The following is a 24,198-nucleotide window of genomic DNA, read 5'->3' on the forward strand; positions in this document are numbered from 1 at the left end:
TTAGGATTTATTTTCTTTTCCGATTGTTATAATTTTTTCCTCTTCCTCTGGATCAGCTACATTGATGATTGTTGATTGCTCAGGTGGTAATTCTGGTATTTGCTTGCCCGCAATAACCCCGTGTTCATTTTCAAGTTTTTTAATTTGTTTTTCTAACCCCTGAGAGCCCCAAGATTTTGTGACTATATTCTGTAACTTATTTCCATGTGTTCTATAAGATTCTAAAGCGCCTTTTATTGCTGTTTTTACATCTGAATATTTATCAAAAATTTTACTAGCTGATAAAATAATCTTACTAATATTTTCTATCTGTTTTTTTTCACTTTTTATTTGTTCAAAAACTGCAATTAAATTATTCAGATTATTTGGAGATGAAAATATAAAACCTTTTTTAAATGCATCATTTTGTAAAGTAATATCTCCTTTAAGTGTAATAGTGTAAAGTTCGTCCGCAGGAAAAAAAACAATCACATGCTTTAAAGAATTTATTCCATACAGCTTATTGTAATTTTTTTTATCTAGTCCTTTTGGACCAAAAAGATGTTTTCTAACGGAATCAATGTGATCTTTTAAATATTTATCAGCTAATTTTTTATCCTCTTCAGTATTTGATTTTACTGCTTCTACATATTTTGTCCAATCTGCTAAAGAGACTTTTGCATCTATAATGTAATTCCTCTCAGGAAATTTTAAAAGAATATCTGGTACTACATTTTTATCTTCATCAGTATCAATATTATATGTTGTCTGTCTCTTTTGTGCAAAAAAATCTCTACCCTTAACAAGATTTGCATCTACTAAAAGATTTTCTAATATTTGTTGATTAAAATTTCCTTGATAAGTGACATTCGTTGTAAGCTTCTCAAACCAATTTTTTATTCTTGTACCAAATGCATCATGTTTATTTATTGCTTGTTCAGAAATTGATTTATATTCTCCAACTCCTTTAGTAATTTCATCAACTTTTGTATAAAGAGTTTTTACTTCGTCTTTTTTATCTTTAAGTTGATTAATTAATTCTTGTTTGGCGTCCTCAGCTGCTTTAAGTTCTGCATCTCTTGTAGCTAAATCTATTTGTGAATTTTTTAATTCTTCTTCTTTATATTTGAGTTCTTCATCTTTTAATGCTAGTTCATTATTAATCTCATTATTATTTTTTGGCTTAAGTAAAAAAAACCATACGAGACCAAAAGCAAAAAACCCTACTATTGTTCCTAATATTGCATCCATAAAAAATCTTAATTAAACCTTTTATCATTAGAATTATCAATAAACGACTTAAAATCGTTATTTCTTACTCTATCAACTATTTCTGGTGGAATTTCTTCCTCATCGAGAACCAATTCTACATAGGTTGTATAAACCAATGCAAGGGCTATAGCATGAGCAACTTTGGCTGATAATTTAGGATTTGACATTTGAATACAGTGTGTAACTGCTTTTGGATCAATTTTTCTGAAAAAACGATCTGAATATTCAATTTTATTTTTTGGAAATTTAACTATTTTGGTCATAATTTACTTAATATCATTGCTAATTTTTTTAATTTCAAAAACTTCATCCACGTTTTGCTGCTGCTCCTTATGCTCCTCATCTATAACGAGTCTTGTGTACTCGTTAGAGATTATTGAAAATGTCATTGCTTTTGCTACTCTTATGGGCATATCCGGGTTGTCCTTTAACAACTTCGCAGATATAGCCCATGGATTTACAGTTTGTAGGTAACAATCAGAAAAACGTTGATTTTTCTCATTTATTTGCATTATTTCCTTTTGTTTATCCTTCATAATTGTAACTATTGCTATTTACGATAAAATTCTCTATAAATACAATATTCTTTATATAATTATGATAGCGTATTATTTCAAGAGGTTCAATGAATAAATTTATCAATAAAACATATCAACAATATCGACTAATTAAGATAAATAAGCGGGCTTCTGATTTTGCAGTAGGTTTTTCGGAATATTATGATGCTGTTATTAATACAAAAACAGATCAAAAAGTTCACCTACCTTTCAATGAAAAAGAGCAAGAAATAATTGTAGGTGAGTTTGAAGTGTTGAAGCTAAAAACAGGAACAGGTCCGTCAGGTGAGATAATTATCAAAGAGCCTGAAAAAGAATTAACTGAAGATATTTTTTTTAATTTTATAAATTTAAGTGATGATAAAGGTAAGATTTCATCATTCGATATATATTCTTTTGCAAATAGATATGGATTACTAGTAAATCAACCATTCAATATTAAGCTATTTAAAGAAAAATATCATTTTGAAACACTTAGTTTTTGGCGGTATGAAATTGCTTTAATGCATTCATTAATTAAAACTTATTCAAATTATCAAAATGAAAATATAGAAGAGTTAAAAAAAATTTTTATAAAAGATAAAAAAAATTTTTTAGAATTTGTTTATTTGGATAATACTTATTCTAAATTTGAAGAAAATAATTTAAAATCAAATATTAAGCTTAATATCGATTTACATGATATGATCTCCCCCTCAGGAAATTTTCTATTTGAAGAAATATATGAACAATTAGTAGTGAGAGTTTTTTACCAAATTTTAAATGAAAGACTGAGACAAACTTCTCATACAATTGTTACTGAAGTAGAAGAACCAGGTAAATTTCAAAATAGAAATCAAAGATGGATAAATTTCAAAACTGAAAATAAAGACTTATTAAACTTTATATGGTCTAGTTTTGCTTCATTTATACAAAAAAAAGGTAAAATAAATATATGTAAAAATAATAGATGTAATAAATATTTTTCTAGCCAAAAATTTACTAGAGCAAAGTTTCACAGTAATCAATGTCGAGCAGCTTATGCAAGAGATGCAAAAATGTGGGAATTAGCACAAATAAAATTGATTAAAGATGATAATTTATTAATTATTGATGAAAGAGTAACTGGTATTGGAAAACTCAGAACCTTCGATGCATTAATTGTAAATGAAAAAAATGACAAAGTTCTTGCAATGGTTGAATTTTCATTTTCAGATATAGATCATAAAAGTATGAAGTGGAATTATATGAAAAAAAAAATTTCAAAAAATTTAAATGATTTATATAAAATAAATAAAGTTAATCATGCCTTTTTAATTAATAAAAATGGTAAATTATTTGAATGGGATATTAAAAAAAAAATTTATGGCAATGAGGTTAAAAAATTACCTGAGACTAAAAATTTAAATCAATCAGATTTAACTATTGATAAAACTATAAGACAATTAATTGACTTTAATAAAAAATAACATGAAATGGAATAAAAAATACGATTATCCAACATCCTCAAGAGCAACTGTAGACGGAATTAGGAGATATTTATTAGGAGAAAAAAAATTACCAAGTGTTACTTCAATTCTTGACGCAACTAAATCAGAGGAAGATAAGGCTGCATTAGCAAATTGGCGAGAAAGAACAGGAATAAAAGAGGCTGAGGCTATTACAAAAGCAGCTAGTAGCAGAGGTTCTCAGATGCATAATTATTTAGAATCTTATCTTTTAGGTAGGGAGAATTTAAGTTTCTTTGAAGATAACGAGAAATATAAATTAATGGCAAAAGAAATAATTGATAAAGGATTAAAAAATAGATTAGAAGAAATTTGGGGGGTAGAGTGCACTCTTCATTATCCAGACAAATATGCAGGTACTGCAGATTGTGTTGGTGTTTATGAGGGAAAAGAAACAATAATTGATTTTAAACAAAGTAATAAACCAAAAAAAGCTGAATATATTGATTCATGGCTTCTTCAAACCAGCGCATATTCATTAGCACATAACATTGTGTATAACTCTAATATCACTTCTTGTGTAATTTTAGTGTGCACTGTAGATAAATTATTTCAAGAATTTAAAATTCAAAATCATGATTTAGTGATTTATCAAAATTTATTTTTGGGAAGATTAAAAAAATTTAATGAGCTTTTAAATTTAGTTTAAGTGCTTATATAGACGAGATGGATAAAATAGTAATTTACGATACAGAAACGACTAATAGTACTATTTGGGGATCAATAATTGAGGTAGGTGCTGTTGTTGTTGATAAAAATTTAAAAGAAATTGGTAAGCTAAATATTAGAGGCAGAATGCCTGAAGGCGAGGTTCCTAGCGCAAAGGCTTTATTAGTTAATTCTACAAGTATAGATTTACTTACAAAAGGTAATTATTCCCATTATGATTTTTTAGGAGCTGTAGAAAACTTTTTTTCTAAAGCAGCTCCAGCATTATTTATGGGATGGTCAAATTTAAACTTTGATCGAAGAATGTTTCATTTTAATTTTTTTAAAGGAAATAGGTATCCGTATATTACCCATTCTTCTCCTAACAGCGAACATGATGGTCTTCATGTAGCAAGAGCTGCGCAAACATTAATTCCAGAAACGTTGAAAACTGAATTAACAGATGCAGGAAATGAGTCACTTGCTTTAGAAGGTTTAAGTAGAATGCAAGGCTTTGATACATCAGCTTCGCATACAGCTTATGTTGATGCGGTGAATGCTTTAAAAATTTTAAGAATAATTAAAAGTAAGCATAAAACTAATTGGGAAAATTTTTTAAAAACATCTACAAAAACAGGAACCGACACCATTTTAAATAAAGAAGGAATATTTTCTATTTTTGAAAATGTCAAAGGTAAGAATATGACTTATCTTGTTTGCACAATGCATCCAGAATATTATTCACATTCACATCCAAAAAAATCAAATGATAAATTTGTATTTGATTTGAGAAGAGATCCTGAACCTCTATTAAATCTATCAATAGACGAGTTAAAAGCCACAATGAAAAGCTTTAGTCCAAAATGCATTAGAGTTTTAAAAATTAATAAAGCTCCAATAATTTTAGATTATCAGTACGCTTTAAAGGAAAAACCTTATTCAACTTTAGATTATGAATTAATAAAAAAAAGAGCAAAAATGGTTAGAAATAGCGAAAAATTTTGCAGAAATATTCAGACAATTTATAGAGAAATTGAGGACGAAAAAGAGCAAACTAAAACTCAAGAGGACTTGTTACCAGAGGAAACTTTATATGAAAAATTCATTCCTAATAAAGACACCCAATTATTTAAAACTTGGCATAGTTCTTCTTGGGAAGATAAATTAAGAATGCTGGATAAGTTTCAAGATAAAAGATGTAGTTGGTTTGGGCAAAAAATTATTTATCAAGAAGCGCCACATATTTTGCCACCAGATTTATATAAAAATATAAAAAGTGAAATTGCTAGACGAATTTTAAGCAAAAATAGAGAAAAGTGGCAAACTATAGGAATGGCCTATCAAGAAATTGATACCTTAAGAGATCAAGCATCAAATCGAGATGATGAAGAGGAACTAAAAAAATTAGATGAAATAAATGAATTTATTATGTCTATAGAAAAAAAATATGAAATTGCCTAGTTGACTTTAAGGCTCCAATTAATAGAAAGGAAATATGCTTACAAATTTTAAAGACGAAGATTTTGATACTAAAATTAAAAATGAAGATGTTTCAGTTATCCAGTTTTCAGCTGAGTGGTGTGGTCCATGTAAGGCACTAAAACCAGTAATGGATAAATTATCTGATGAATATAAAGATAAGGCTGGTTTTTATTATGCTGATGTTGAAGATGGTGGAATAAACACTGGAAGTGCAGCAGGTATCAGAGGTGTTCCAACAGTTATTATCTATAAAAAAGGCGTTGAAGTAGATAGAAAAGTTGGTGGAGTTCCCGAAAGTCACATGAAGGAATTTTTAGATAAAAATATCTAATTTAAATTTAAAACTTCACCCGCAAGATATAACGATCCAGTAATAAGTATTATATCGTTTTCTTTTACCGGGATTGATTTAATAGCTTCCTCTATACTTTCTTTGTAATTTATATTTGAAAAGCCGTTTAGCTTATCTTTAAGCTCTCCTCCTTTAATTGAATTAGGTTGATTAGGTATATCTATTGTAGTCAATGTAGAGATATCCTTAAAGAAACTCATATATTCTTTGTGATCTTTATTTGCCATCATTCCAAGAATGATATGTTTTTCACAATCTAAACTTTCTAAGTATTCATTTAGTACTTTTGCGCCCAAAGGATTATGAGAACCATCAACAAACAGTTGATTATCTTTTACAAGCTCCTTAAGTTTACCAGACTTAATTTCTTGTAATCTTGCAATACAATTTATTTTTAAAATACCTTTTTTAATGTGATCATCTTTAATATTTAAATCTTTTAAAGTTCTTAGGGTTGCAATAGCTGTTGAGACATTTTCTAATTGAAATTGACCCTTAACATTTGGCATAGGTAATTTTATTCCTCCAAATTGATCCTCATAATAAAAGAAGTCATTTTCTTGCATTGTAAAACTATAATTTTCATTATGGAAAAACTTATTTGATCTATTATTTAATATTGTTTTTTTAATATTTTCTTTGATTTTATAAGTACTTTGTCTTGCAACTATAATATTTGAGTTTAAAAGGCTTGATGTTTTTTCAAAAATAATTTTTTCAACAGTTTGTTCATTTTCTGGCAACCAATCTAAATGATCAAGACCAATAGAAGTTACAATGCTAGCAAGGTTATTTTTTAAGATATTAGTAGCATCAAATCTAAAGAACAATCCACTTTCAATTAAATTGATATTATCTGGATATTGAGATGCTTTTAAAAAATATGCTGCAGTCAGTATTTCAAAAAAAGTAATTGGTTCACCATTGTTAGCTTCTTCAATTTCTTCAAGTAAATTAACTAAATCTTCATCATTCAATTCTTCATTATTAAAAACAAACCTCTCATTAATACTTTTGATATGAGGACTAGTGTAGATATTACAATTGAAATTTGCTTCCTTTAAAATAGAAAACATTGCCTGGATAGTTGAGTACTTTCCATTAGTACCAACAATTGAAATTGCTTTGATTTTATCTTGAGGATTTCCTAATTTTTTGCAAAGACTTTGAATACGATCTAGACTTAAATCTATTTCCTTAGGATGCAGCTCTTGTAAGCGACTGACTATCTTCTGAAGTTTCATTTTGTTCAGCACTTATATCAGAATTTTTCTTTAACAATATTGATAATAAGGTTCCAATTTTAGATGCAAGATCTTTACGCTCAACAATTAAATCGACAAAACCAGTTTTTTCAACATATTCACTTTTTTGGAAACCTTCTGGAAGTTCTTCTTTAACAGTTCCTTGTATTACTCTTGCTCCTGCAAATGCAATTAAAGCTCCTGGTTCTGCAATATGAATATCACCCAACATAGCGTATGATGCGGTAATACCCCCTGCAGTAGGATCAGTGATACAAACTAAATAAGGAAGACCGTTTTTCTTTAATTCATTAATTGCAAGTGTTGTTCTTGTCATTTGAGATAAAGAAATTAAACTTTCCATCATTCTCATTCCTCCACCAGCGCTAATACATAAAAAAGGTGTTTGATTTTCTATCGCATGCTGTATTCCATATAAAAAAGCTTCACCTTCTGCTGCTGCCATTGAAGCTCCTAAAAAATCAAAATCAGAAGCTACAGCGGTAATTTTAATATTATTTATAGTTCCAGAAGCAACCATCATTCCACATTCTAATCCTGTTTTTTTTCGGGCACTTTTTAACCTTTCTTTGTAAGGTTTGGAGTCTGTCCAATTTAGTGGATCGTCTTTTGGTATTGGAGTTTTGAAAATTTCGTAATTGTTTTTTCCAAACAATATATCAAATCTTTGATGTGGTTTTATTCTATGATGACGCTTACAATCTGGACAAACCCACAAGTTTTCCTCTAAATCTTTTTTTAAAATTGGACCCTTACAACATGATGTCCAATCACTTTTTGCAATATCCTCTTTTGTAGCTCTTTCACGTATAGCAGTTTTAATTTTTTCACCTGCTTTGATAATTTTTGTTATCCAGTTCATAGAATTTTATTTTTTAATCTTTTAACGATATTAGTAACATTTGTGACAGCATTTTGTCTCTTTTCAATAGATTTAGAGATTTCTTTACAAATTGCGCTTCCTACCACCAAACCATCAGCTTTTTTAAGAGATTGGATGGTTTTTTCTGTAATTCCAAAACCAATAACAACATTTTTTGATTTATTTTGTTTTTTTATTTTATTGTACTTTTCTAATATTTTCTTTGGGGACACTTTAAGCTTTCCACCTGTGGTGGATAACATGCTTATATAATAAATCATATCGTGTGAGTCTTTTATGATTTTTTTCAATCTTATCTTAGAAGTCGTTGGAGAAACTAATTGAATAAAATTAATTCCTTTTTTTTTGCATTTTGACGCAAAATTTTTATTTTCTGGATAAGGTAAATCAACAACTATTAAACCATCAACTTTTGATTTCTTGCATTTTTCTAAAAATCTATTCTGATTATATTGATATATCATGTTGTAATAACCCATCAGTATAATTGGTTTATTTTTTTTTATTTTTTTAAAATTTTTTACTATTGAAAATACATCATTAATTTTAATACCATTTTTAATTGCTCTATAAGCACTTGTTTGAATTTGTCCTCCATCAGCTATAGGAGTGTTATGTGGAAAACCTAATTCACAAATATCTGCATAATTTGAAATTGATTTTAATATTTCTAAAGATTTTTTTTTAGTATTGTCTCCAGCGACAGTATAAGTCAGTAAAGCTGGTCTATTCTCTTTTTTTGCAGCTGAGAAAGCTTTACTGATTAATGAATTCATTAATTTTTACCTAACCTCTCTCTTAAGATATCTCTATCTTTTTTAGCATCACCACATGAGTTAACGATTATAATTGTGTCTTTGCTTAACTTGGGGGCAATTCGGATAGCCTCTGCGAATGCGTGGCTTGGCTCGAGGCTTGGATTAAGTTTTTCAAATTTAGTAACCATCACATGTGCTTTTAGTGCCTCTTCATCAGTTGCATAAGTATATCTTGCTCGCTTTGTATCTTTTAAAAAACAATGAATTGGACTTACACCAGGATAATCCAATCCAGCACTAATTGATTCAGTGTCATTAATTTGACCTTCATTGTTTTGACAAACATAAGAGGCTGCTCCATGTAAAATTCCAATTTTAGCATTTCTACTTAAAGGTGCAGCATGGAGTTTTGATTTTTTTGGACCTCCAGCCTCTACACCAACCAACTCAATTTGCGATTTATTAAAATCTATAAATTCACTCCAAAAACCATATGCTGAACTTCCACCACCCACACAATTAATTAATTTAATTTTTTTTGGAATTTTTTTGAATTCTTGTTTAATTTGTATTTTTAATTCTTTTGAAATTTGTGCTGTACTCCATCCACAAATTTTTACAAATATATTTGGACCAACTGTACTTCCAACACACATATGTGTAGTGTCACAATTTGATACCCAATATCTCATACACTCACTGACTGCATCGACTAATGTTTGACTGCCTGAATATACAGGAACTATTTCAGCACCATTTTTTCTTATAGCATCACAATTTGGTTTTTGTCTCTTGATGTCTTTTGCGCCCATGAAAATTTTACATTTCAGACCAAATTTCTTAGCAGCCATACTTAACATTTTACCAGCATAACCTGCGCCCGTATCTCCAACGATATATTTCTTACCCATTGCCTTACAAATTAGAGCATGAACAGTTGCATTATATATTTTGTGGGCTCCACCATTAGCTTCCGATACAACTTTGGCCCATATTTGAGCACCACCTAAGTGATTAGACAAATTTTCTAATTTTACAAATGATGTAGGTGATCCTATGTAGTTCTTAAAATAATAATCTCTTTTTTTTAAAAATTTCTTATTATTTCTTAATTTTGAAAACTCCAGCGTCAGATCTTCCACAGGTTTTTTTAAAGTTTCAGGAATAAAACTTCCTCCAAATTTACCACCCCAAAAACCGTAACGATCATGCTGGTCAATTAGAGGAATTTTTTTTTTAAGTTTCATTTATTAATTTATTTAAATTATTTAAAAAAATATTTATTTTGGATGTATCTTTTAATCCAGAAGTTTCCAAGCCTCCAGATAAATCTAAGTAATTAGCAATTTTCTCATAATTTTTTAGGTTATCATCGAATTTTATATTACCAGCTAGCATTAATTCTTTGTTTAATTGGATATTTTTAATCAAGTTATGATCAAAGCTCTGACTTTTTTCATAACCTTTGCTATCAAATAAATATACATCTGTTACGTCAACAAATGACTTATACCTAAGAACATCGGTTTCATCTTTTATTGTAAGAGCTGTAATAATTTTTTTTTGATATTTTTGTTTGATAGTTTTGATTTCATCTGGAGTACAGTCATACAATTGATAATAATCAAAAGGTAAATTTTTTATTTCTTCTAAAATTTTATTGTCAGGTTTTACTAAGACAGCAACAAATTCACTTTTGTTTTTTTTTACATTTAACAATTTATTTAGAGAGTTAAGCTCAACATATCTTGAGCTTTTTGGGTAATTACAAACGAAACCAATAAATTTTGGGGGATAGGGATGATTTATTATGTAATTTAAAGTATCAAAATCTTTTATACCACAAATCTTACAACCTCTGATCATTTGTTTAAATGATCAATGAGTTTTATAGTGTTATTCTTTATATTACCTTTTGTAAGAGATCTTCCTATAACAATACCAGAAACCTTATTTTTGAAAGCTTGTTTAGGTGTCATAATTCTCATTTGATCATTTGAGCTATCGCCAGGCAATCTTATTCCTGGAGTTATGATTAATAAATTTTTGTGTCTTTTACGAATCATCATGGCTTCTTGAGCAGAACAAACTATACCATGACATCCTGATTTTTTAATTAATGCTGCTTGTCTTAATACCAACTGTTTTACATTTTTTGTATAACCTATCTCTTTAAGAGATTTATTATTGAGACTTGTTAAAACTGTAACTCCTAAAACTTTTAAATTTTTATTTATTTTCTTTGCCTCTTTTTTAATTGATTTAAGCATTTCCAAACCACCATTTACATGGACTGTTATATACTTACATTTTTTTAAATCTTTTAAGCTATCTATTGCCGACAAAGCTGTTTGTGGAATATCATTTATTTTTAAATCTAACCAAAAATCATTTTTAATGTTTTCTAAAAATTTCCTACCTTGTTTCGAATAAAAGAATTGCAGACCAAATTTTGGAATAATTTTAAGTTTATTAGTTCTAGTTTGAGAAATTATTTTTTTTATTTTCTTAAGATTTGAGCTATCACAAGCGACAAATACAGTTTTATTCTTCATTATTATTCAATTTTTTAAACAAGTCTTTTGACATTTTAAAGTGAATTGTTTTCTTCTCTGGAGTATTAACTTTCTCTCCAGTTTTGGGATTTCTAGATATTCTAGCTTTTTGTATATTTGTAGAAAATATACCAAAACCTCTTAGCTCAACCCTTTCCCCTCTTTTTAATGCTTTTTTTATTTCTTCTAAAATTATATTAGTAAATTTTTCAAGATCTCTCTTTAAAAAATTCGGATAATTATTTGAAAGTTGTTTTAGAAGCTTTGATTTTACAATAGCCAATTTAAATCTATTCTAATTATTTTTTTTCTTTCTCTTTTTTCTTTATATCCTCAGAAAGAGACGAGAAAGGTAAATTTTTTCCACTTGCTTCACTTCCATAAGTTTTTAAAGCAATATCACGGTCTAGTTCCTCTAAAAGCTTTATACTTAGCACTATTTTTCTTTTGTCTATTTGCAAATCTTTAATGGCAACATCCACTTTCTCACCACCAGTCCATCTAGATGGCCTTGCATCAGAAGCATTAATTGCTATTTCAGACTTCTTAATTTGAAAATCCATATTACAACCCTCAGGTCTTACAATTAAACCTTTATTGTCTGTATTTACTACTTTAACAGTAATAATTTGATTTTTTTCTTTGTCTTTGAAAAAATCTAAAGGATCTTCTTGTGTTTGTCTTAGACCAACTCTAATTTTTTGTTCAGAAGATTTAATTTCTAGAACTTTAACATTAATCTTATCACCTTTTTTATATTTTGCTAATTCTTCTTCACCATTATTTAAATAGGTTAAATCGTTACAATGTAAAAAACCATCTATCTCTGTATTTTCAATATTCACGAATAAAGAGTATTCATTTTTGCTTACTATTTGACCTTCAACAATACTGCCAACAGGATATTTTTTTTCAAAAGTATCGAAAGGGTTTTCTTGGGAAAGTCTATGTGAAATTGCTACCCTTCTTTTTTCCTTATCAATCTCCGTAATTACACAATCAACCTCATCTCCAACCTTAAACATTTTTTTTGCTGATATATTTTTCTTTGTCCAACTCAATTCACTAGAGTGTAGTAATGTAGTCAGGCCAGGCTCTAATTCACAGAATGCACCAAAATCCATTAATTTCACAACTTTAACTTTGTAAAGTTTATTTAGTTCATAATTTTCAATATGCTCAAAAGGATCAGGTGATAATTGTTTAACAGAGCAACCAACTTGTAGTTTTTCTTTATCAACACTTATTACTTTTAAATCATGTTTCTCACCAATATTGAATACTTCATCTGGATGATTCACTCTAGAATAAGAAATTTCTTGAAGATGCACTAGTACATCTAATTCTCCATTTACATTAAAAAAGCAACCAAAGTTACTGTAGCCTTTTACTTCTGCTCCCTTTATAATGTCTCCAACTTTAAATTTATCAATTATTTTAGCTTTATCCTCTTTTTTAAATGATGAGATAATTTCTCTTCTTGAAACACATGCATTTCCTCTTACTTTATCTAATTTAATTAGAGCAAATTTTTGGGGCTCATTCATTAAATGACTGATATCTTTTAAAGGTTTGTCACTTATTTGAGAGCCAGGTAGAAACATAAGTGAGCCTGTTTCTATATGTTCAACAATACATCCTCCTTTACACTTTGAAGTAATTTTACCCATTATAGGTTCGTTTTTTTCGTAAGCTTCAACTAGTTTATCCCAACCTTTAATTTTTTGTGCTTTGCTAGCAGATACCAAAACTTCACCATTTTTATCTTCTATTTTTTCCAATAATACTGGTATCTTCTCTCCCAGTTTAATTTTTTCTGATAGACCCATTGATTTTAATTCATTTATATCTAGAACTGGTTCAGATTTAAGTCCTTCAACAAATAAAAACACAAATTTTTCAGTAATTTTATTTATTTTACCTTCGATAATTTTACCCTCTTCAATTTGAATTTTTGAGAGCTGATTGTTTAATAATTGTTCAAATTCTTTAGATGCCGAGTTTGTTAAGTCTTTATATATTTCCATTAAATTTAAATTTTTTATCTATTATTTTTTTTATTTTTAAAAAACATGCCCTTTTATTAAGGTTTGTCGTATTAATCAATAGTGAATCTTTTGTTTTTCTTAGAGGAGAAATTTTTCTTTTAAAGTCACTTTTATCACGATTTTTAATGGTTTTTAGAACCTCTGTGTATGAAACATTTTTTTTAAGGGCTTTTAACTCTTTATATCTTCGTAAAGCTCGAGTTTTAATATTCGCAGTGATAAAAAATTTAAAGTCAGCGTCGGGTAAAATGTTGTAAGTTATATCTCTTCCATCTAGACAAGATCCTTTATATTTTATTGGAGGATTGTATGCAAAATTTAACTGAAATGAGTGAACTATTTTTCTTAAATTTTTGTTTTTTGAGATAACAGATGCCTCAGTACCAATTTCATCAGACAATAAGACTTTTTTGGAAAGATCAGAAATCTTTAAAGTTTTTATTTTTTTTTTAATAAAATTAAAGTTAAATTTTTTTGGATATTTTATTTTTAAATAAGCAATAAATCTATATATTTTCCCAGTATCAAGATAAAAAAGATCATAATGCTTTGAAATTGATTTTGCTAATGTTCCTGCACCTGCAGCGGCAGGTGAGTCAATTGCGATTTTTAATATATTTTTTCTTTTTTTCATTAGTTCTTTAATTTTTTAATTATCTCAAGAAAGTTTGGAAAAGATGTATTAATTGAATCTTTATTATGAATATTCCAAATTCCCCCAAATGATAATGCTGCTATTACACTAGTCATAAAAACTCTATGATCTTTTAAATAATTTTTAATAGTTATTTTTTTTTTTTCGATATGTAGATGTGGATTTCCAAATATTTTAATTGAATCTTTAGTTGAAATTGTTTTAACTCCCATATTTTTTAAAATTTTTTTACCCCATTCTAATCGTGGACTTTCTTTTTGATTGAGTTCAGCTAGATCTTTAAAATAAGAGACACCTCTTGCTTTTGCTGCAACTAAAAAAATAAGCAGAAATTCATCAATTGCGCCACTATTAAATTTGGCCGGACAATTGATGGGTTTAATAAATTCAGGACTTATTATTTTGATGTCTGCAATTTTTTCACCTTTATAAGTTTTTTTATTTTTAAAAAAAATTTTTATCCCCATTCTTTTTAGTATTGTTATAATACCAATCCTTGATGGGTTGATATTTACTTTTTTAATAACTAATTTTGAGTTTTTTGAAAGAGCTGTAAGAGTTAAAAAAAAAGCACTAGAGCTTATATCCGAGGGAATATTATAATTTAAAGTTTTTATACTTTTTATTTTGTTAACTTTTATTTCATCATGATTTTTTTTATTTTTTATTTTAACGGGCAATTTTAAATATTTACATAATAGCTCTGTATGATTTCTAGATTTTTTAGCAATAATTGTTGTTGTTCCTGTGGTTCTCATAGCAGCAAACATGACTGCACTTTTACATTGTGCCGAACCTCTTTTTTCAAAATATTTTATTGGTTTTAAATTTGATGTTCCATTAATTGTTAATGGTAAATTTTTTTTTTTTTTTAAAATGAAACTTGCACCAAACCTGCTAAGAGGATCTGAAATTCTTTTAAAATCTCTTTTTGATAAACTTTTATCTCCAACAATTTTAATTCTATGGTCGGTGTTTACTAAAAAACCAAGCAAAAGTCTCCCTAAAGTGCCAGAGTTAAAAGCGTTAATAGTTAATTTTTTTTTATAGGTAAAACCATCTACACCCTTGCCATATATTTCACAAAAATTATTTTTAAATTTTGATTTTATGCCTAACTTTTTTATAGCTTTTAATGCAGCCAAAACATCCTCTGACATTAATAAATTTTTAGCTCTTGATACACCATTAGCCAGGGAAGAAAATAAAACCCATCTTATGCTTATACTTTTATCACCACTAACAGTAATTACTTTATTAAATTTTTTGATTTTTTTTTTAATTATTAATAATTTTGGCATTTAAAAAATTAATTAAATTTAAAATTGTCGCCAAAGTATGCATTTTTTGCATTAATATTTTTTACTAAATTTGCAGGTGTATCCTGTGCAACTATTTTTCCGTTACTTAATATCATTGCAACATCAACACAAGCTAAAAGATCTCTAGCTTGATGGTCGCATATACATATAGTAATTCTGTTTTCATTTTGTAAATTTACAATAATTTCTTGAAGCATTTTTATTGTCAAGACATCAAGTGCTGCAAAGCATTCATCCAGAAGAAGAACTTTTGGTTCACTAAGAAGTGATAAAGCAATAACTAATTTTTTTTTTTGCCCACCTGACAAAAATTTTCCTTTGATATCTTTTAAATTATCTAATTCAAATTTAGATATTAGATAATTTATTCTTTCAGCTCTGTAGGATTTATTATCTATTACAATTTCACTTATAGCTTTTAAATTGTCATGTAATGTTAAATCATTAAAAAATCCTCCATATTGAGGCACATACCCAATTTTAAATTTTTTAGTTCTTAAATAAATTGGATATTTTGTGACATCTGTGCCTGCAATCTTGATTTTACCATTTCCCGGGTTAATTAAACCAGTTACCAAATTAAATATTGTTGATTTCCCAACTCCGTTTGGACCAAGCATTCCAAAAATTTGACCCTCATTAATTTTGAAATTTAAGTTATCTAAAATTAATCGGTTACCATATGCCAATGAAATATTTTCAAACTCAATAATTGTATTTATATTTTTAAATGATTTAATTCTAAATTTTTTAATAATAGCCATCTAATCTTTACTTTTGATATTTACTTTTTTTTTATTCTCATACATAAAAATTTTTGTATCTTTAGTTTTAATGTCCATTTCAATTACGTCCGCTTTCAGAACATTTTTTGAATTAGTATAAACAATATTTCTAGAAATTATCATTGAATTTCTACTAAGCGAAAAATCAAGATATTCTCCTGTTATTTTGTTATCCAAATAATTTAATATTACATTTTTAGAAAAAATAGTATCAAAATTCTCAGAATTATATTTACCAAAATCTGAAGCAATAGTGATAATATCAGAGTATTTTAATTTAATCACAGCATTTACATTTGTAAGAAAAATTATATTTGAATTTGAAAAATCTATTTCGCCCTTTAATGCTGTGATTATATACTCATTACCATTAGGGTCTTTAGTGGTATAATTCACATCTCTAATGATATTAGAATTGTAAATAATGTCTTCTTTTGTTTCAAGTTCTGGTTGAACAATTTCATTATTATAAAAAAAATTTTTATAAATTAAAAAAGAAACAATTGACAAAATACCAAGTATAAAAAAAATTACCGTAATTTTTCTTATTAACATTTATGAAATATTTGATTGTAAAATTGTATGAACATGAATAACACCAATAGCAATTGATGGTTTTGCTTTATTATTTACTATAAGTGATGTAATTTTTTTACTATTCATAAGAGAAAGTGCTTTTGCAGCTAATTCATTTTTATCAATAAAAATAGGTTTTTTTGTCATTATTTTTTTTACTGGTAAGGAAAGAAAATCTATTTTTTTTTGATTGAATCTTCTAATCTGTCCATCTGTAATTATACCAGTGGTTTTTTTTTTTTTATTTCTTACAATTAATATTCCTAATTTTTTTTGACTTAAAATTTTCAAAGCTTTTTGCATCTGAATATTCTCATCAATAAAAGGTATTTTTTTACCTGTGAACATTATGTCCTCAACTGTTTTTAGCTGAGCACCCAAGCTTCCTGCTGGATGTAATTTTTTAAAATCCATTTTGTCAAATTTTTTATATTTCATTGCTGATATTGCCAATGCATCGCCTAGCGCAAGTTGAGCAGTTGTACTTGCGGTAGGAACTATGCCTTCAGCCTCCATAACCTTTGGAGTTTTAAGTTTAATATCTGATGCTTTAAAAAGAAGAGAATTTGTTTTAGAAACAATTCCAATTAATAATATTTTATTTCTTTTTGCATATTGAATAATATTTTTCAGCTCATTTGTTTCACCAGAATTACTTATTAAAAGTAAAATATCTTTTTTTGAGATCATACCAAGATCTCCATGTGAAGCTTCACTAGCTGAAATGCTAAAAGATGGTGTTCCAACTGAAGCAAGCGTTGCAGCAATTTTAGACGCTATAAGTCCACTTTTTCCTACTCCGCACAAAATTACTTTTGACTGACATTTAGCAATTTGAAAAACAGCCTGATTAAACGAATTACTGATATTTTTTTTTAGGCTTTGTAGGGCTTTTATTTCAAGATTAATTACATCTTTAGCAGCAGATATAAATTTTTTTCTTTTCATTAATGCGACCAGATATCATCCTTAAATAAGGCCAAATCAAGATTAACTCTTGTTTTTAAAAAATTTAAACACTCTTCATAAAGTTTAATTCTATTTTCTCTTTCAAGTATTTTTATCAGTGCTTCATGGATTCTATGAAGATAGATTACATCATTTGCACAATATTTCATTTGTGCAGGAGTAAGTTCACCACCAAAGTCTGAACTCTGAAATTGTTTACTAATATCTATATTTATAAATTCTTTTATTAGTGTTTTAAGAGAATGATTATCGGAGTAAGATCGTGCTAGCTTTGAAGCTATTTTTGTATCAAAAATATTATTAGTTTCAGTTTTTAAGTAATACTTTATATGAGCCATATCTGCTCTTCCAAAATGAAAAATTTTTTTAATTTTTTCATTACTCAATAATTTTACTAAATTTGGTGCATTATAATTTTCTCTGTCAAATTGCACAATATGCGCATCTGAGTTTCCTGAAGATATTTGAATTAGGCACAATGGGTCTCGTCTAACATTTAAACCCATAAATTCACCATCGACAGCTATTATATTGCCTAACACTAAATCATCTGGTAGATCGTTTTTGTGTAATTTAATATTAATACTCATTTGAATACATATATATATGAAAGCAAAAAATTGTCTAATTTTTGGTGGTAGTGGCCAAGTAGGAAGAAACTTAATAAGGAAACTTACTAGGAATAACATAAAGGTCATAGTTGTAACAAGAAATATTCATCAAAAAAGTTATATTATTAAAACCCAGGCTAATGCTGGTTATATTGATGTAGTTGAAGCAAATATTTTTGATGAAAAAAAAATTAGAGAACTTTTTAAAAAAACAAATATTTGTATAAATCTAGTAGGAATTTTGTATGAAAAAAAAAAGGGCAATACATTTAAAAATATACATTCAGTTTTTCCCTCATTATTAGCTAAGCTTTGTAAGGAATACGATCATAAACACTTTATTCATTTGTCAGCTTTAGGAGTTAATAATGCATCAGATTCTGCTTATGCTAAAAGTAAATTAGAAGGTGAAGACAATATATTAAAAAACTTTCCCCTAGCAACAATATTAAGACCATCAATTGTTTACTCTGTAGATGATAACTTTACTACTAATTTTATGACATTGCTTAATAGACTTCCTGTGTTTCCGCTTTATTATAATGGCAAAACAAAATTTGCACCAATTCATTGTTCTGATTTAACTGATACAATTCATCATGTTATTTCAAATAATGTATATTCTAAAATTATTGAATGTGTAGGTCCAGAGATAATTACATTTAAAGAAATTATTCAAAAATTATTAAAATTAATTGGAAAAAAAAGATTGTTATTACCTTTACCTTTGCTAATGGGTAGGTTAACAGCAAGTGTTTTAGAATTATTACCTAAGCCTTTACTTACAAGAGACCAATTAAAACTTTTAAAATATGATAATATTTTATCAGGAAAATATAAAAGTAATTATGATTTAGGTATTCCTAGTACAAGGTATTTTGATAAAGAAGTAGAAAAATATTGCTATATGTGGAGAGATGGCGGACAATTCTCTACTAACAAGTATAAAGCAGAAAACGATTTAGAAAGTGATCCTAATTAAATTAGGCTGACTTTATTTTTTTTTCAATAAATTCAGGCACTTCTTCTTTTTCTGTAACGTCTTCTTTTTTACCTTTAGGTTGGTAAGCATATAAAAGATGTAACTTACAATAAGAAAAATCTTTTAACGATGATCTTCCACAAAAATAAAATGATTTTTCATCAGGATGACCAATCGGCCATTTACAAGAATTTTCATCAAGTTCTTCTAGCTGTTTTGGGTTTTCTGGTTCAAAATCTTTTTCAATTATTAAAGATTTAAATTTATTTTTACGTCCTCTTCCAGATCGAATATTTTTTTGATTTGTTGAACTATTAAAGTTTTGAGTTGAGGTAGCTGTTCTAGTCTTTATTTTTGCTGACAAATTAAGTCTATGAGCTTTTCCAATGACCGCATTTCGACTTATACCGCCAATTATCTCTGCAATTTGACTTGCAGTATTACCTTTTCCCCAAAGCTCTTTTAACTTTGCAACTTTTTCTTCAGTCCAACTCATAATCAATATCTTGTATATTATTTATATATAACAACAATATACTGATATAAAATTAAATTAAACAATCAAAAATTAAGAGTTATTAACATTAATTTAATTAGCAAGAATGTGTATATTTTCAATCCTAACTTGTATTAATAATTAAACTTTATAAAACAAATTAACTTATGAGTCATTTAGTAAAAAATTATAATAGAAAAAAAATTTCCTTTAAATATGGCAAAGGTAGCTATTTATACTCCACTGATAAAAAAAAATATTTAGATTTTGTGCAAGGAATAGCAGTTAATTCTTTAGGTCATGTACATCCTAAATTAGTAAAAACTATTAAAGATCAATCAAAAAAATTATGGCATGTATCTAATGCATTTAAAATTCCAGAGGGAGAAGAATTAGCTAAAAAGCTATGTAAAAAAACTTTTGCTGATTATGTAATGTTTCAAAATAGTGGGGCTGAAGCTACTGAAGCAGCAATTAAAGTTGCTAGAAGATATTTTTATTCAATAGGTAAACCAAATAAAAATAGAATTTTATGTATTAAAAACTCTTTCCATGGCAGAACTTTAGCGACAATTTTTGCTAGTGGATCAAAGAAAATGACAGAGGGATTTGCTCCAAAAGTAACAGGTTTTGATCACTTCAGTTTTGGAGATCATCATTCTCTTAAAAAGAAAATTAATAAAAACACAGCTGCTATTATGGTTGAAACAATTATGGGTGAAGGCGGTATAAAAGTAATACCAGATTGGTGCTTAAAAGAGTTAAGAGCATTATGTAACAAGAAAAAAATATTATTAATTCTTGACGAAGTTCAGTGTGGAATAGGAAGATCTGGTGATTTTTTTGCTTTTGAAAAATCAAAAGTAAAACCTGATATTGTGCCAATTGCAAAAGGAATAGGTGGAGGATTTCCTCTTGGAGCAGTTTTAATGAATAAAAAAGTAGCCTCTGGCATGACACCAGGTACTCATGGATCAACATTTGGAGGAAACCCTTTGGCAATGTCTATTGGAAACACTGTAATGGATATTATATCAAATAAGAAATTTTTAAATAATGTAAAAAATTTATCAAAATATTTTTTATTAAAGCTTAATAAAATTAAAGAAAAATATCCAAATGTTATTAAGCAAATAAGAGGAAAAGGATTTTTGATTGGGATACAGTTGTATAAAGATCAAAATGAATTTATAAAAAAATTAATGAACAATCAGCTACTGACTATTAGAGCTGCAGAAAATGTTGTTCGGATTTTACCTCCATTAAATGTCAAAAAAAATGAACTAGATTTAGCATTAAAAATTATTGAAAAGGTCTGTTCGCAGATAAAATAATATGAAACACTTTATTAATTTAAAAGATATACCTGCAAAAGATCTCAGAAAGATTATTATTGATGCTAAGAAAAGAAAAAGTTTAAGAAAAAAACTAAGTACATTAGAGGTTGATAAGGGTGCACCCTTGAAAGGAAAATTGTTAATTCAAATGTTTGAAAAATCTAGTTTGCGAACAAGATTAAGCTTTTATTTAGCTATCAAACAATTAGGCGGTGGTACTTTGACTTTGAGATCTAATGAGCTTCATTTGGGTCAAGGTGGAGAGAGCATTGCTGATACAGCTAAAATTCTTTCTACCTATGGTGATGGATTTATGCTTAGAACTGATAGTGATAAAAAAGTCGAAAATTTTGAAAAATATTTATCTATACCCGTCATCAATGGTTTAAGTCCCTCATCTCATCCAACACAGGTTTTATCAGATGTTTTTACTGTTGAGGAAATAATGAAAAAACCTATTTCAAAATTAAATATTTCTTGGATTGGTGATTCAAATAATGTTTTGGATAGTTTAATAGCTGCATCAGTAAAATTTTCTTTCAAGTTAAGTATTGGTTGTCCAAAAAAATTTGAACCAGGAAAAGAAGTTAGAACTTGGATCGAAAAAAATAATAAAAAAATTTATATTTATAATGATGCAAAAAGAGCAGTTTCAAATGCAGATGTAATTTTTTCTGATAAAGTTATTTCTTTAAATGACAAAGTTAATAAGAAGAAAAAAATAAAAGCATTTAAAAATTTTAAAATTGATAAAAAATTAATGAGTTATGCAAAAAAAAATTGCATTTTTTTACATTGTTTACCTAGAGGAGATGAAGTGAGTGATGATGTTTTCTTGGGAAAAAAATCTCACGTATGGCAACAAGCACTCAATAGAGTTCACGTACAAAAAAGTATTTTATTATATTGTTTTGGAAAATTAAGGTAGCGGTAAAGGGCTGTCTGAATTCTCATTTAGATATTTTATTACAGAGGCTCTATCTTTTTCTTTTCTAAGACCTGCATATGCCATCTTTGTTCCCTTTATCCATTTAGCTGGTTTTATTAAAAATCCGTTCAGTTCTTCAAAAGTCCAATTCTTATCATAAGCTGCTAGTGCTTTGGAATATTTATAATCTTCAATCGCTCCAACTTTTCTTCCTACAACATTATACAGAGCTGGACCTATAGCATTCTTTCCTCCTTTAATAATTGAATGACAAGCTGCACATTTTTTAAAAACCTTTTCACCATGCGCAATATCTCCCATTGCCATCAATGCTGATATATCAATTTTGTCTGACGTCGTGTCTGAGCTGGTTGTGGATACAGTTGTTGCAGCTTCTATTTCAACTAAATAACCAGGTGTTTCAGGTTTTTCTACGTGGAATATAACATCAGATAATTTTCCAATACCGATAACAAGCAAAGCAACCATTAAAACTGCAGCAACAATTTTATTTATTTCGAAAGAATCCATTTTTTCTAAATTTTGTAGTGAACGTATAACATGATAAATTAAAAAAAAGCTAAAATTTAATGTATAAATTTGCCTCTATAGTTGTTTAATGAGTATAATAATTTGAAAATATAATGAAAACTTTAATAATTATACCCTCTAGGATGTCCGCTACAAGGCTTCCAGGTAAACCTTTGCTAAAAATAAATGGTTTATCAATTATTTCACATGTATCCAAAAAAGCAGAAGAGGCTAATATTGGAGATGTGATTGTTGCTACAGAGGACCAGGAAATTATTGATGATGTTAAAAGAAATGGTTTCAACGCTATTTTGACTAGCAATAAACACAAAACAGGTACAGATAGAATTCACGAAGCGCTTGAAAAATCAAATATTAAGGATGTTGATTTTATTATGAATTTACAAGGTGACGAACCAGCAATCGACATCCAAGATATAGTAAGATTGAATGATAAAATGTTACAAAATCCCTCTAATATAGGAACTCTTGCTGCGATAATAAAAGAAAATAAAAGTTTGAATAATGAAAATATTGTAAAGGTAATTACCGAAAATGCTTTAGAAGAGAACAATTTTCCAAAGGGTATTTCTTTTTTAAGAAAGTCTGAGAGAATAGATAATATTTATCATCATATTGGAGTTTATTGCTATTCAAAAGAGTCACTCGAAAAATTTGTTCAACTGAATCAATCTAAAAATGAAATAGAAAATCGGTTAGAGCAATTAAGAGCATTAGATAATAATATTGATATTAATATCTCACTTGCAAAGTCATCTCCAATAGGGGTAGATACAGAGGAAGATTATCTAGCCTTAAAAAAAATAATGGAATATAAGAATTGATGAGCAAAATTTATTTTCAGGGAACCTTTGGTGCATATTCTCATTTAGCAGCACTGTCTATTGATCCTAAAGCAGAAATATTGCCCTGTAAAACTTTTGACGATTGTTTTAACAAAGCATCTGAAGAGTCAGATAGCAGAATTATAATACCAGAGTCAAATAGAATTACTGGTAACATTGGAATTGAATATTTAATATTTAAACATAGGCTAAATATTTATAAAGAGCATTTTCAAAAAATTGAACACAACTTATTAGGACAACCTGGTGCTAAATTAAAAGATATCAAAGAAGTATACTCTCACGCACAAGGGCTGTCCCAGTGTTCAAAATTTATAAAAGAGAATAATTTAGCAGAACATATTAGAGCAGATACTGCTGGATCTGCTGAAATGATTTCCAAAACAAAAGATGTTAAGCAATCAGCTATAGCATCCTCATTGAGTGCCGAAATTTATGGCTTAGAAGTAATAAAAAAAAATATAGAAAATGAAAGCGGTAATTTGACAAGATTTTTGGTTATGGGAAAAAATATTTCTCAACCAGAATTTAAAGATAAAATTTACATAACCTCTTTTTTATTTAAATTGAAAAGTAAGCCAGCTGCCCTCTATCAATCATTAGGAGGTTTTGCTATTAATGGTGTAAATTTAACTAAACTACAAAGTTATCCAGAAAAAAATAGTTTCGACTCTTATTTTTTCTTATGTGATTTGGATGGACACATCGAAGATCCAAAAGTTCAGAAATCTCTTGAAGAGCTAGGTCTACATTGCGAGGATTTTCACGTTCTAGGTGTTTTCGAAGCAGATAACTTGAGACAAAAAAAATAAGAATCTTTTCTTGTAGATTAGAAATTTTAACTGCTATAATGG

At 28.0% G+C, this 24,198-nt stretch carries 28 protein-coding genes; 9 read left to right on the forward strand and 19 right to left on the reverse strand.

Annotation, left to right across the window (positions count from 1 at the left end; translation table 11 throughout):
• From rmuC to AMN83_RS04365, 3 genes are read right to left on the reverse strand one after another with little or no spacing between them, the layout of a single operon-like run.
• Positions 1–1,230: a DNA recombination protein RmuC gene (gene rmuC, locus AMN83_RS04355; protein WP_075504448.1), complete on the reverse strand. Its 1,230-nt coding sequence runs from the start codon at positions 1,228–1,230 to the stop codon at positions 1–3.
• An 8-nt stretch (positions 1,231–1,238) separates the two neighbouring features.
• Positions 1,239–1,514 (reverse strand): hypothetical protein, encoded by a 276-nt coding sequence (locus AMN83_RS04360; protein ID WP_075504449.1) that lies wholly within the window; start codon positions 1,512–1,514, stop codon positions 1,239–1,241.
• A gap of 3 nt (positions 1,515–1,517) precedes the next feature.
• Positions 1,518–1,787 (reverse strand): hypothetical protein, encoded by a 270-nt coding sequence (locus tag AMN83_RS04365; RefSeq protein ID WP_075504450.1) that lies wholly within the window; start codon positions 1,785–1,787, stop codon positions 1,518–1,520.
• 89 nt (positions 1,788–1,876) lie between these two features.
• Here AMN83_RS04365 and AMN83_RS04370 point away from each other — a divergent pair, with 89 nt between their 5' ends.
• Genes AMN83_RS04370 through AMN83_RS04385 form a run of 4 tightly spaced genes read left to right on the forward strand, consistent with a single transcriptional unit; the run spans position 1,877 to position 5,756 of the window.
• Positions 1,877–3,256, forward strand: a complete 1,380-nt coding sequence (locus tag AMN83_RS04370) for a hypothetical protein (protein ID WP_075504451.1) — start codon at positions 1,877–1,879, stop codon at positions 3,254–3,256.
• A 1-nt stretch (position 3,257) separates the two neighbouring features.
• Positions 3,258–3,944, forward strand: a complete 687-nt coding sequence (locus AMN83_RS04375) for a hypothetical protein (protein ID WP_075504516.1) — start codon at positions 3,258–3,260, stop codon at positions 3,942–3,944.
• Positions 3,945–3,961: 17 nt separating this feature from the next.
• Positions 3,962–5,404, forward strand: coding sequence for a hypothetical protein (locus AMN83_RS04380; protein ID WP_075504452.1), 1,443 nt, complete (start codon positions 3,962–3,964; stop codon positions 5,402–5,404).
• Positions 5,405–5,438: 34 nt separating this feature from the next.
• Entirely contained in the window at positions 5,439–5,756 is a 318-nt protein-coding gene (locus AMN83_RS04385; RefSeq protein WP_075504453.1) for a thioredoxin family protein, read from the forward strand.
• Here the strand turns inward: AMN83_RS04385 and AMN83_RS04390 are convergent.
• The 14 genes from AMN83_RS04390 to AMN83_RS04455 are packed head-to-tail and all read right to left on the reverse strand — an operon-like array spanning position 5,753 to position 18,183.
• Positions 5,753–7,021 (reverse strand): bifunctional folylpolyglutamate synthase/dihydrofolate synthase, encoded by a 1,269-nt coding sequence (locus AMN83_RS04390; protein ID WP_075504454.1) that lies wholly within the window; start codon positions 7,019–7,021, stop codon positions 5,753–5,755. The two genes, AMN83_RS04385 and AMN83_RS04390, sit on opposite strands and share 4 nt — an antisense overlap.
• Positions 6,975–7,904, reverse strand: a complete 930-nt coding sequence (locus tag AMN83_RS04395) for an acetyl-CoA carboxylase carboxyltransferase subunit beta (protein WP_075504455.1) — start codon at positions 7,902–7,904, stop codon at positions 6,975–6,977. Before AMN83_RS04395 ends, AMN83_RS04390 begins: the two co-directional genes overlap by 47 nt.
• Positions 7,901–8,701 (reverse strand): tryptophan synthase subunit alpha, encoded by an 801-nt coding sequence (trpA, locus tag AMN83_RS04400; protein WP_075504456.1) that lies wholly within the window; start codon positions 8,699–8,701, stop codon positions 7,901–7,903. Before trpA ends, AMN83_RS04395 begins: the two co-directional genes overlap by 4 nt.
• Positions 8,701–9,930 carry a tryptophan synthase subunit beta gene (locus AMN83_RS04405; RefSeq protein ID WP_075504457.1) on the reverse strand — a complete coding sequence of 410 codons (1,230 nt, stop codon included), beginning with the start codon at positions 9,928–9,930 and terminating at the stop codon, positions 8,701–8,703. Before AMN83_RS04405 ends, trpA begins: the two co-directional genes overlap by 1 nt.
• Positions 9,920–10,549, reverse strand: a complete 630-nt coding sequence (locus tag AMN83_RS04410; RefSeq protein ID WP_075504458.1) for a phosphoribosylanthranilate isomerase — start codon at positions 10,547–10,549, stop codon at positions 9,920–9,922. The genes AMN83_RS04405 and AMN83_RS04410 overlap by 11 nt, the downstream gene beginning before the upstream one ends.
• A complete protein-coding gene (gene pyrF, locus AMN83_RS04415; RefSeq protein WP_075504459.1) occupies positions 10,546–11,238 on the reverse strand; it encodes an orotidine-5'-phosphate decarboxylase in 693 nt (230 codons plus the stop codon). Before pyrF ends, AMN83_RS04410 begins: the two co-directional genes overlap by 4 nt.
• The gene (locus AMN83_RS04420) at positions 11,228–11,521 is read right to left on the reverse strand and encodes an HU family DNA-binding protein (protein WP_075504460.1); all 294 of its coding nucleotides are present in this window, start codon (positions 11,519–11,521) and stop codon (positions 11,228–11,230) included. Before AMN83_RS04420 ends, pyrF begins: the two co-directional genes overlap by 11 nt.
• A 16-nt stretch (positions 11,522–11,537) precedes the next feature.
• A complete protein-coding gene (locus AMN83_RS04425) occupies positions 11,538–13,265 on the reverse strand; it encodes a S1 RNA-binding domain-containing protein (RefSeq protein WP_075504461.1) in 1,728 nt (575 codons plus the stop codon).
• On the reverse strand, positions 13,252–13,920 hold the full coding sequence (gene cmk / locus AMN83_RS04430; protein WP_075504462.1) for a (d)CMP kinase: 669 nt from the start codon (positions 13,918–13,920) through the stop codon (positions 13,252–13,254). The genes AMN83_RS04425 and cmk overlap by 14 nt, the downstream gene beginning before the upstream one ends.
• Entirely contained in the window at positions 13,920–15,242 is a 1,323-nt protein-coding gene (aroA, locus tag AMN83_RS04435) for a 3-phosphoshikimate 1-carboxyvinyltransferase (RefSeq protein ID WP_075504463.1), read from the reverse strand. Before aroA ends, cmk begins: the two co-directional genes overlap by 1 nt.
• Positions 15,243–15,250: 8 nt before the next feature.
• Positions 15,251–16,027, reverse strand: coding sequence for an ATP-binding cassette domain-containing protein (locus AMN83_RS04440; protein ID WP_075504464.1), 777 nt, complete (start codon positions 16,025–16,027; stop codon positions 15,251–15,253).
• Entirely contained in the window at positions 16,028–16,603 is a 576-nt protein-coding gene (gene lptC, locus AMN83_RS04445) for an LPS export ABC transporter periplasmic protein LptC (RefSeq protein ID WP_075504465.1), read from the reverse strand.
• Positions 16,604–17,572, reverse strand: coding sequence for a KpsF/GutQ family sugar-phosphate isomerase (locus AMN83_RS04450; protein WP_075504466.1), 969 nt, complete (start codon positions 17,570–17,572; stop codon positions 16,604–16,606).
• Positions 17,572–18,183: a ribonuclease D gene (locus AMN83_RS04455; RefSeq protein WP_082255117.1), complete on the reverse strand. Its 612-nt coding sequence runs from the start codon at positions 18,181–18,183 to the stop codon at positions 17,572–17,574. The genes AMN83_RS04450 and AMN83_RS04455 overlap by 1 nt, the downstream gene beginning before the upstream one ends.
• A 16-nt stretch (positions 18,184–18,199) precedes the next feature.
• Here AMN83_RS04455 and AMN83_RS04460 point away from each other — a divergent pair, with 16 nt between their 5' ends.
• Entirely contained in the window at positions 18,200–19,186 is a 987-nt protein-coding gene (locus AMN83_RS04460; protein ID WP_075504467.1) for a complex I NDUFA9 subunit family protein, read from the forward strand.
• Between the two features lies 1 nt (position 19,187).
• Here the strand turns inward: AMN83_RS04460 and AMN83_RS04465 are convergent, their stop codons facing one another.
• Positions 19,188–19,682 (reverse strand): GcrA family cell cycle regulator, encoded by a 495-nt coding sequence (locus tag AMN83_RS04465; protein WP_075504468.1) that lies wholly within the window; start codon positions 19,680–19,682, stop codon positions 19,188–19,190.
• A gap of 167 nt (positions 19,683–19,849) precedes the next feature.
• Here AMN83_RS04465 and AMN83_RS04470 point away from each other — a divergent pair, with 167 nt between their 5' ends.
• Together AMN83_RS04470 and argF are read left to right on the forward strand one after the other, a co-directional pair.
• Positions 19,850–21,016 carry an aspartate aminotransferase family protein gene (locus AMN83_RS04470; protein WP_075504469.1) on the forward strand — a complete coding sequence of 389 codons (1,167 nt, stop codon included), beginning with the start codon at positions 19,850–19,852 and terminating at the stop codon, positions 21,014–21,016.
• 1 nt (position 21,017) lies between these two features.
• On the forward strand, positions 21,018–21,947 hold the full coding sequence (gene argF, locus AMN83_RS04475; RefSeq protein WP_075504470.1) for an ornithine carbamoyltransferase: 930 nt from the start codon (positions 21,018–21,020) through the stop codon (positions 21,945–21,947).
• On the opposite strand, the gene AMN83_RS04480 is transcribed toward argF, so the two are convergent.
• Positions 21,939–22,478 (reverse strand): c-type cytochrome, encoded by a 540-nt coding sequence (locus AMN83_RS04480; protein ID WP_075504471.1) that lies wholly within the window; start codon positions 22,476–22,478, stop codon positions 21,939–21,941. The genes argF and AMN83_RS04480 overlap by 9 nt on opposite strands.
• 113 nt (positions 22,479–22,591) lie before the next feature.
• On the opposite strand from AMN83_RS04480, the gene kdsB reads away from it, so the two are divergent.
• Entirely contained in the window at positions 22,592–23,323 is a 732-nt protein-coding gene (gene kdsB / locus AMN83_RS04485; RefSeq protein ID WP_256998071.1) for a 3-deoxy-manno-octulosonate cytidylyltransferase, read from the forward strand.
• On the forward strand, positions 23,323–24,156 hold the full coding sequence (locus AMN83_RS04490; RefSeq protein ID WP_075504473.1) for a prephenate dehydratase domain-containing protein: 834 nt from the start codon (positions 23,323–23,325) through the stop codon (positions 24,154–24,156). The genes kdsB and AMN83_RS04490 overlap by 1 nt, the downstream gene beginning before the upstream one ends.
• The last annotated feature ends 42 nt before the right edge of the window (positions 24,157–24,198 follow it).

The sequence above is a fragment of the Candidatus Pelagibacter communis genome (assembly GCF_001180025.1).
GTDB classification, from domain to species: domain Bacteria; phylum Pseudomonadota; class Alphaproteobacteria; order Pelagibacterales; family Pelagibacteraceae; genus Pelagibacter; species Pelagibacter ubique_A.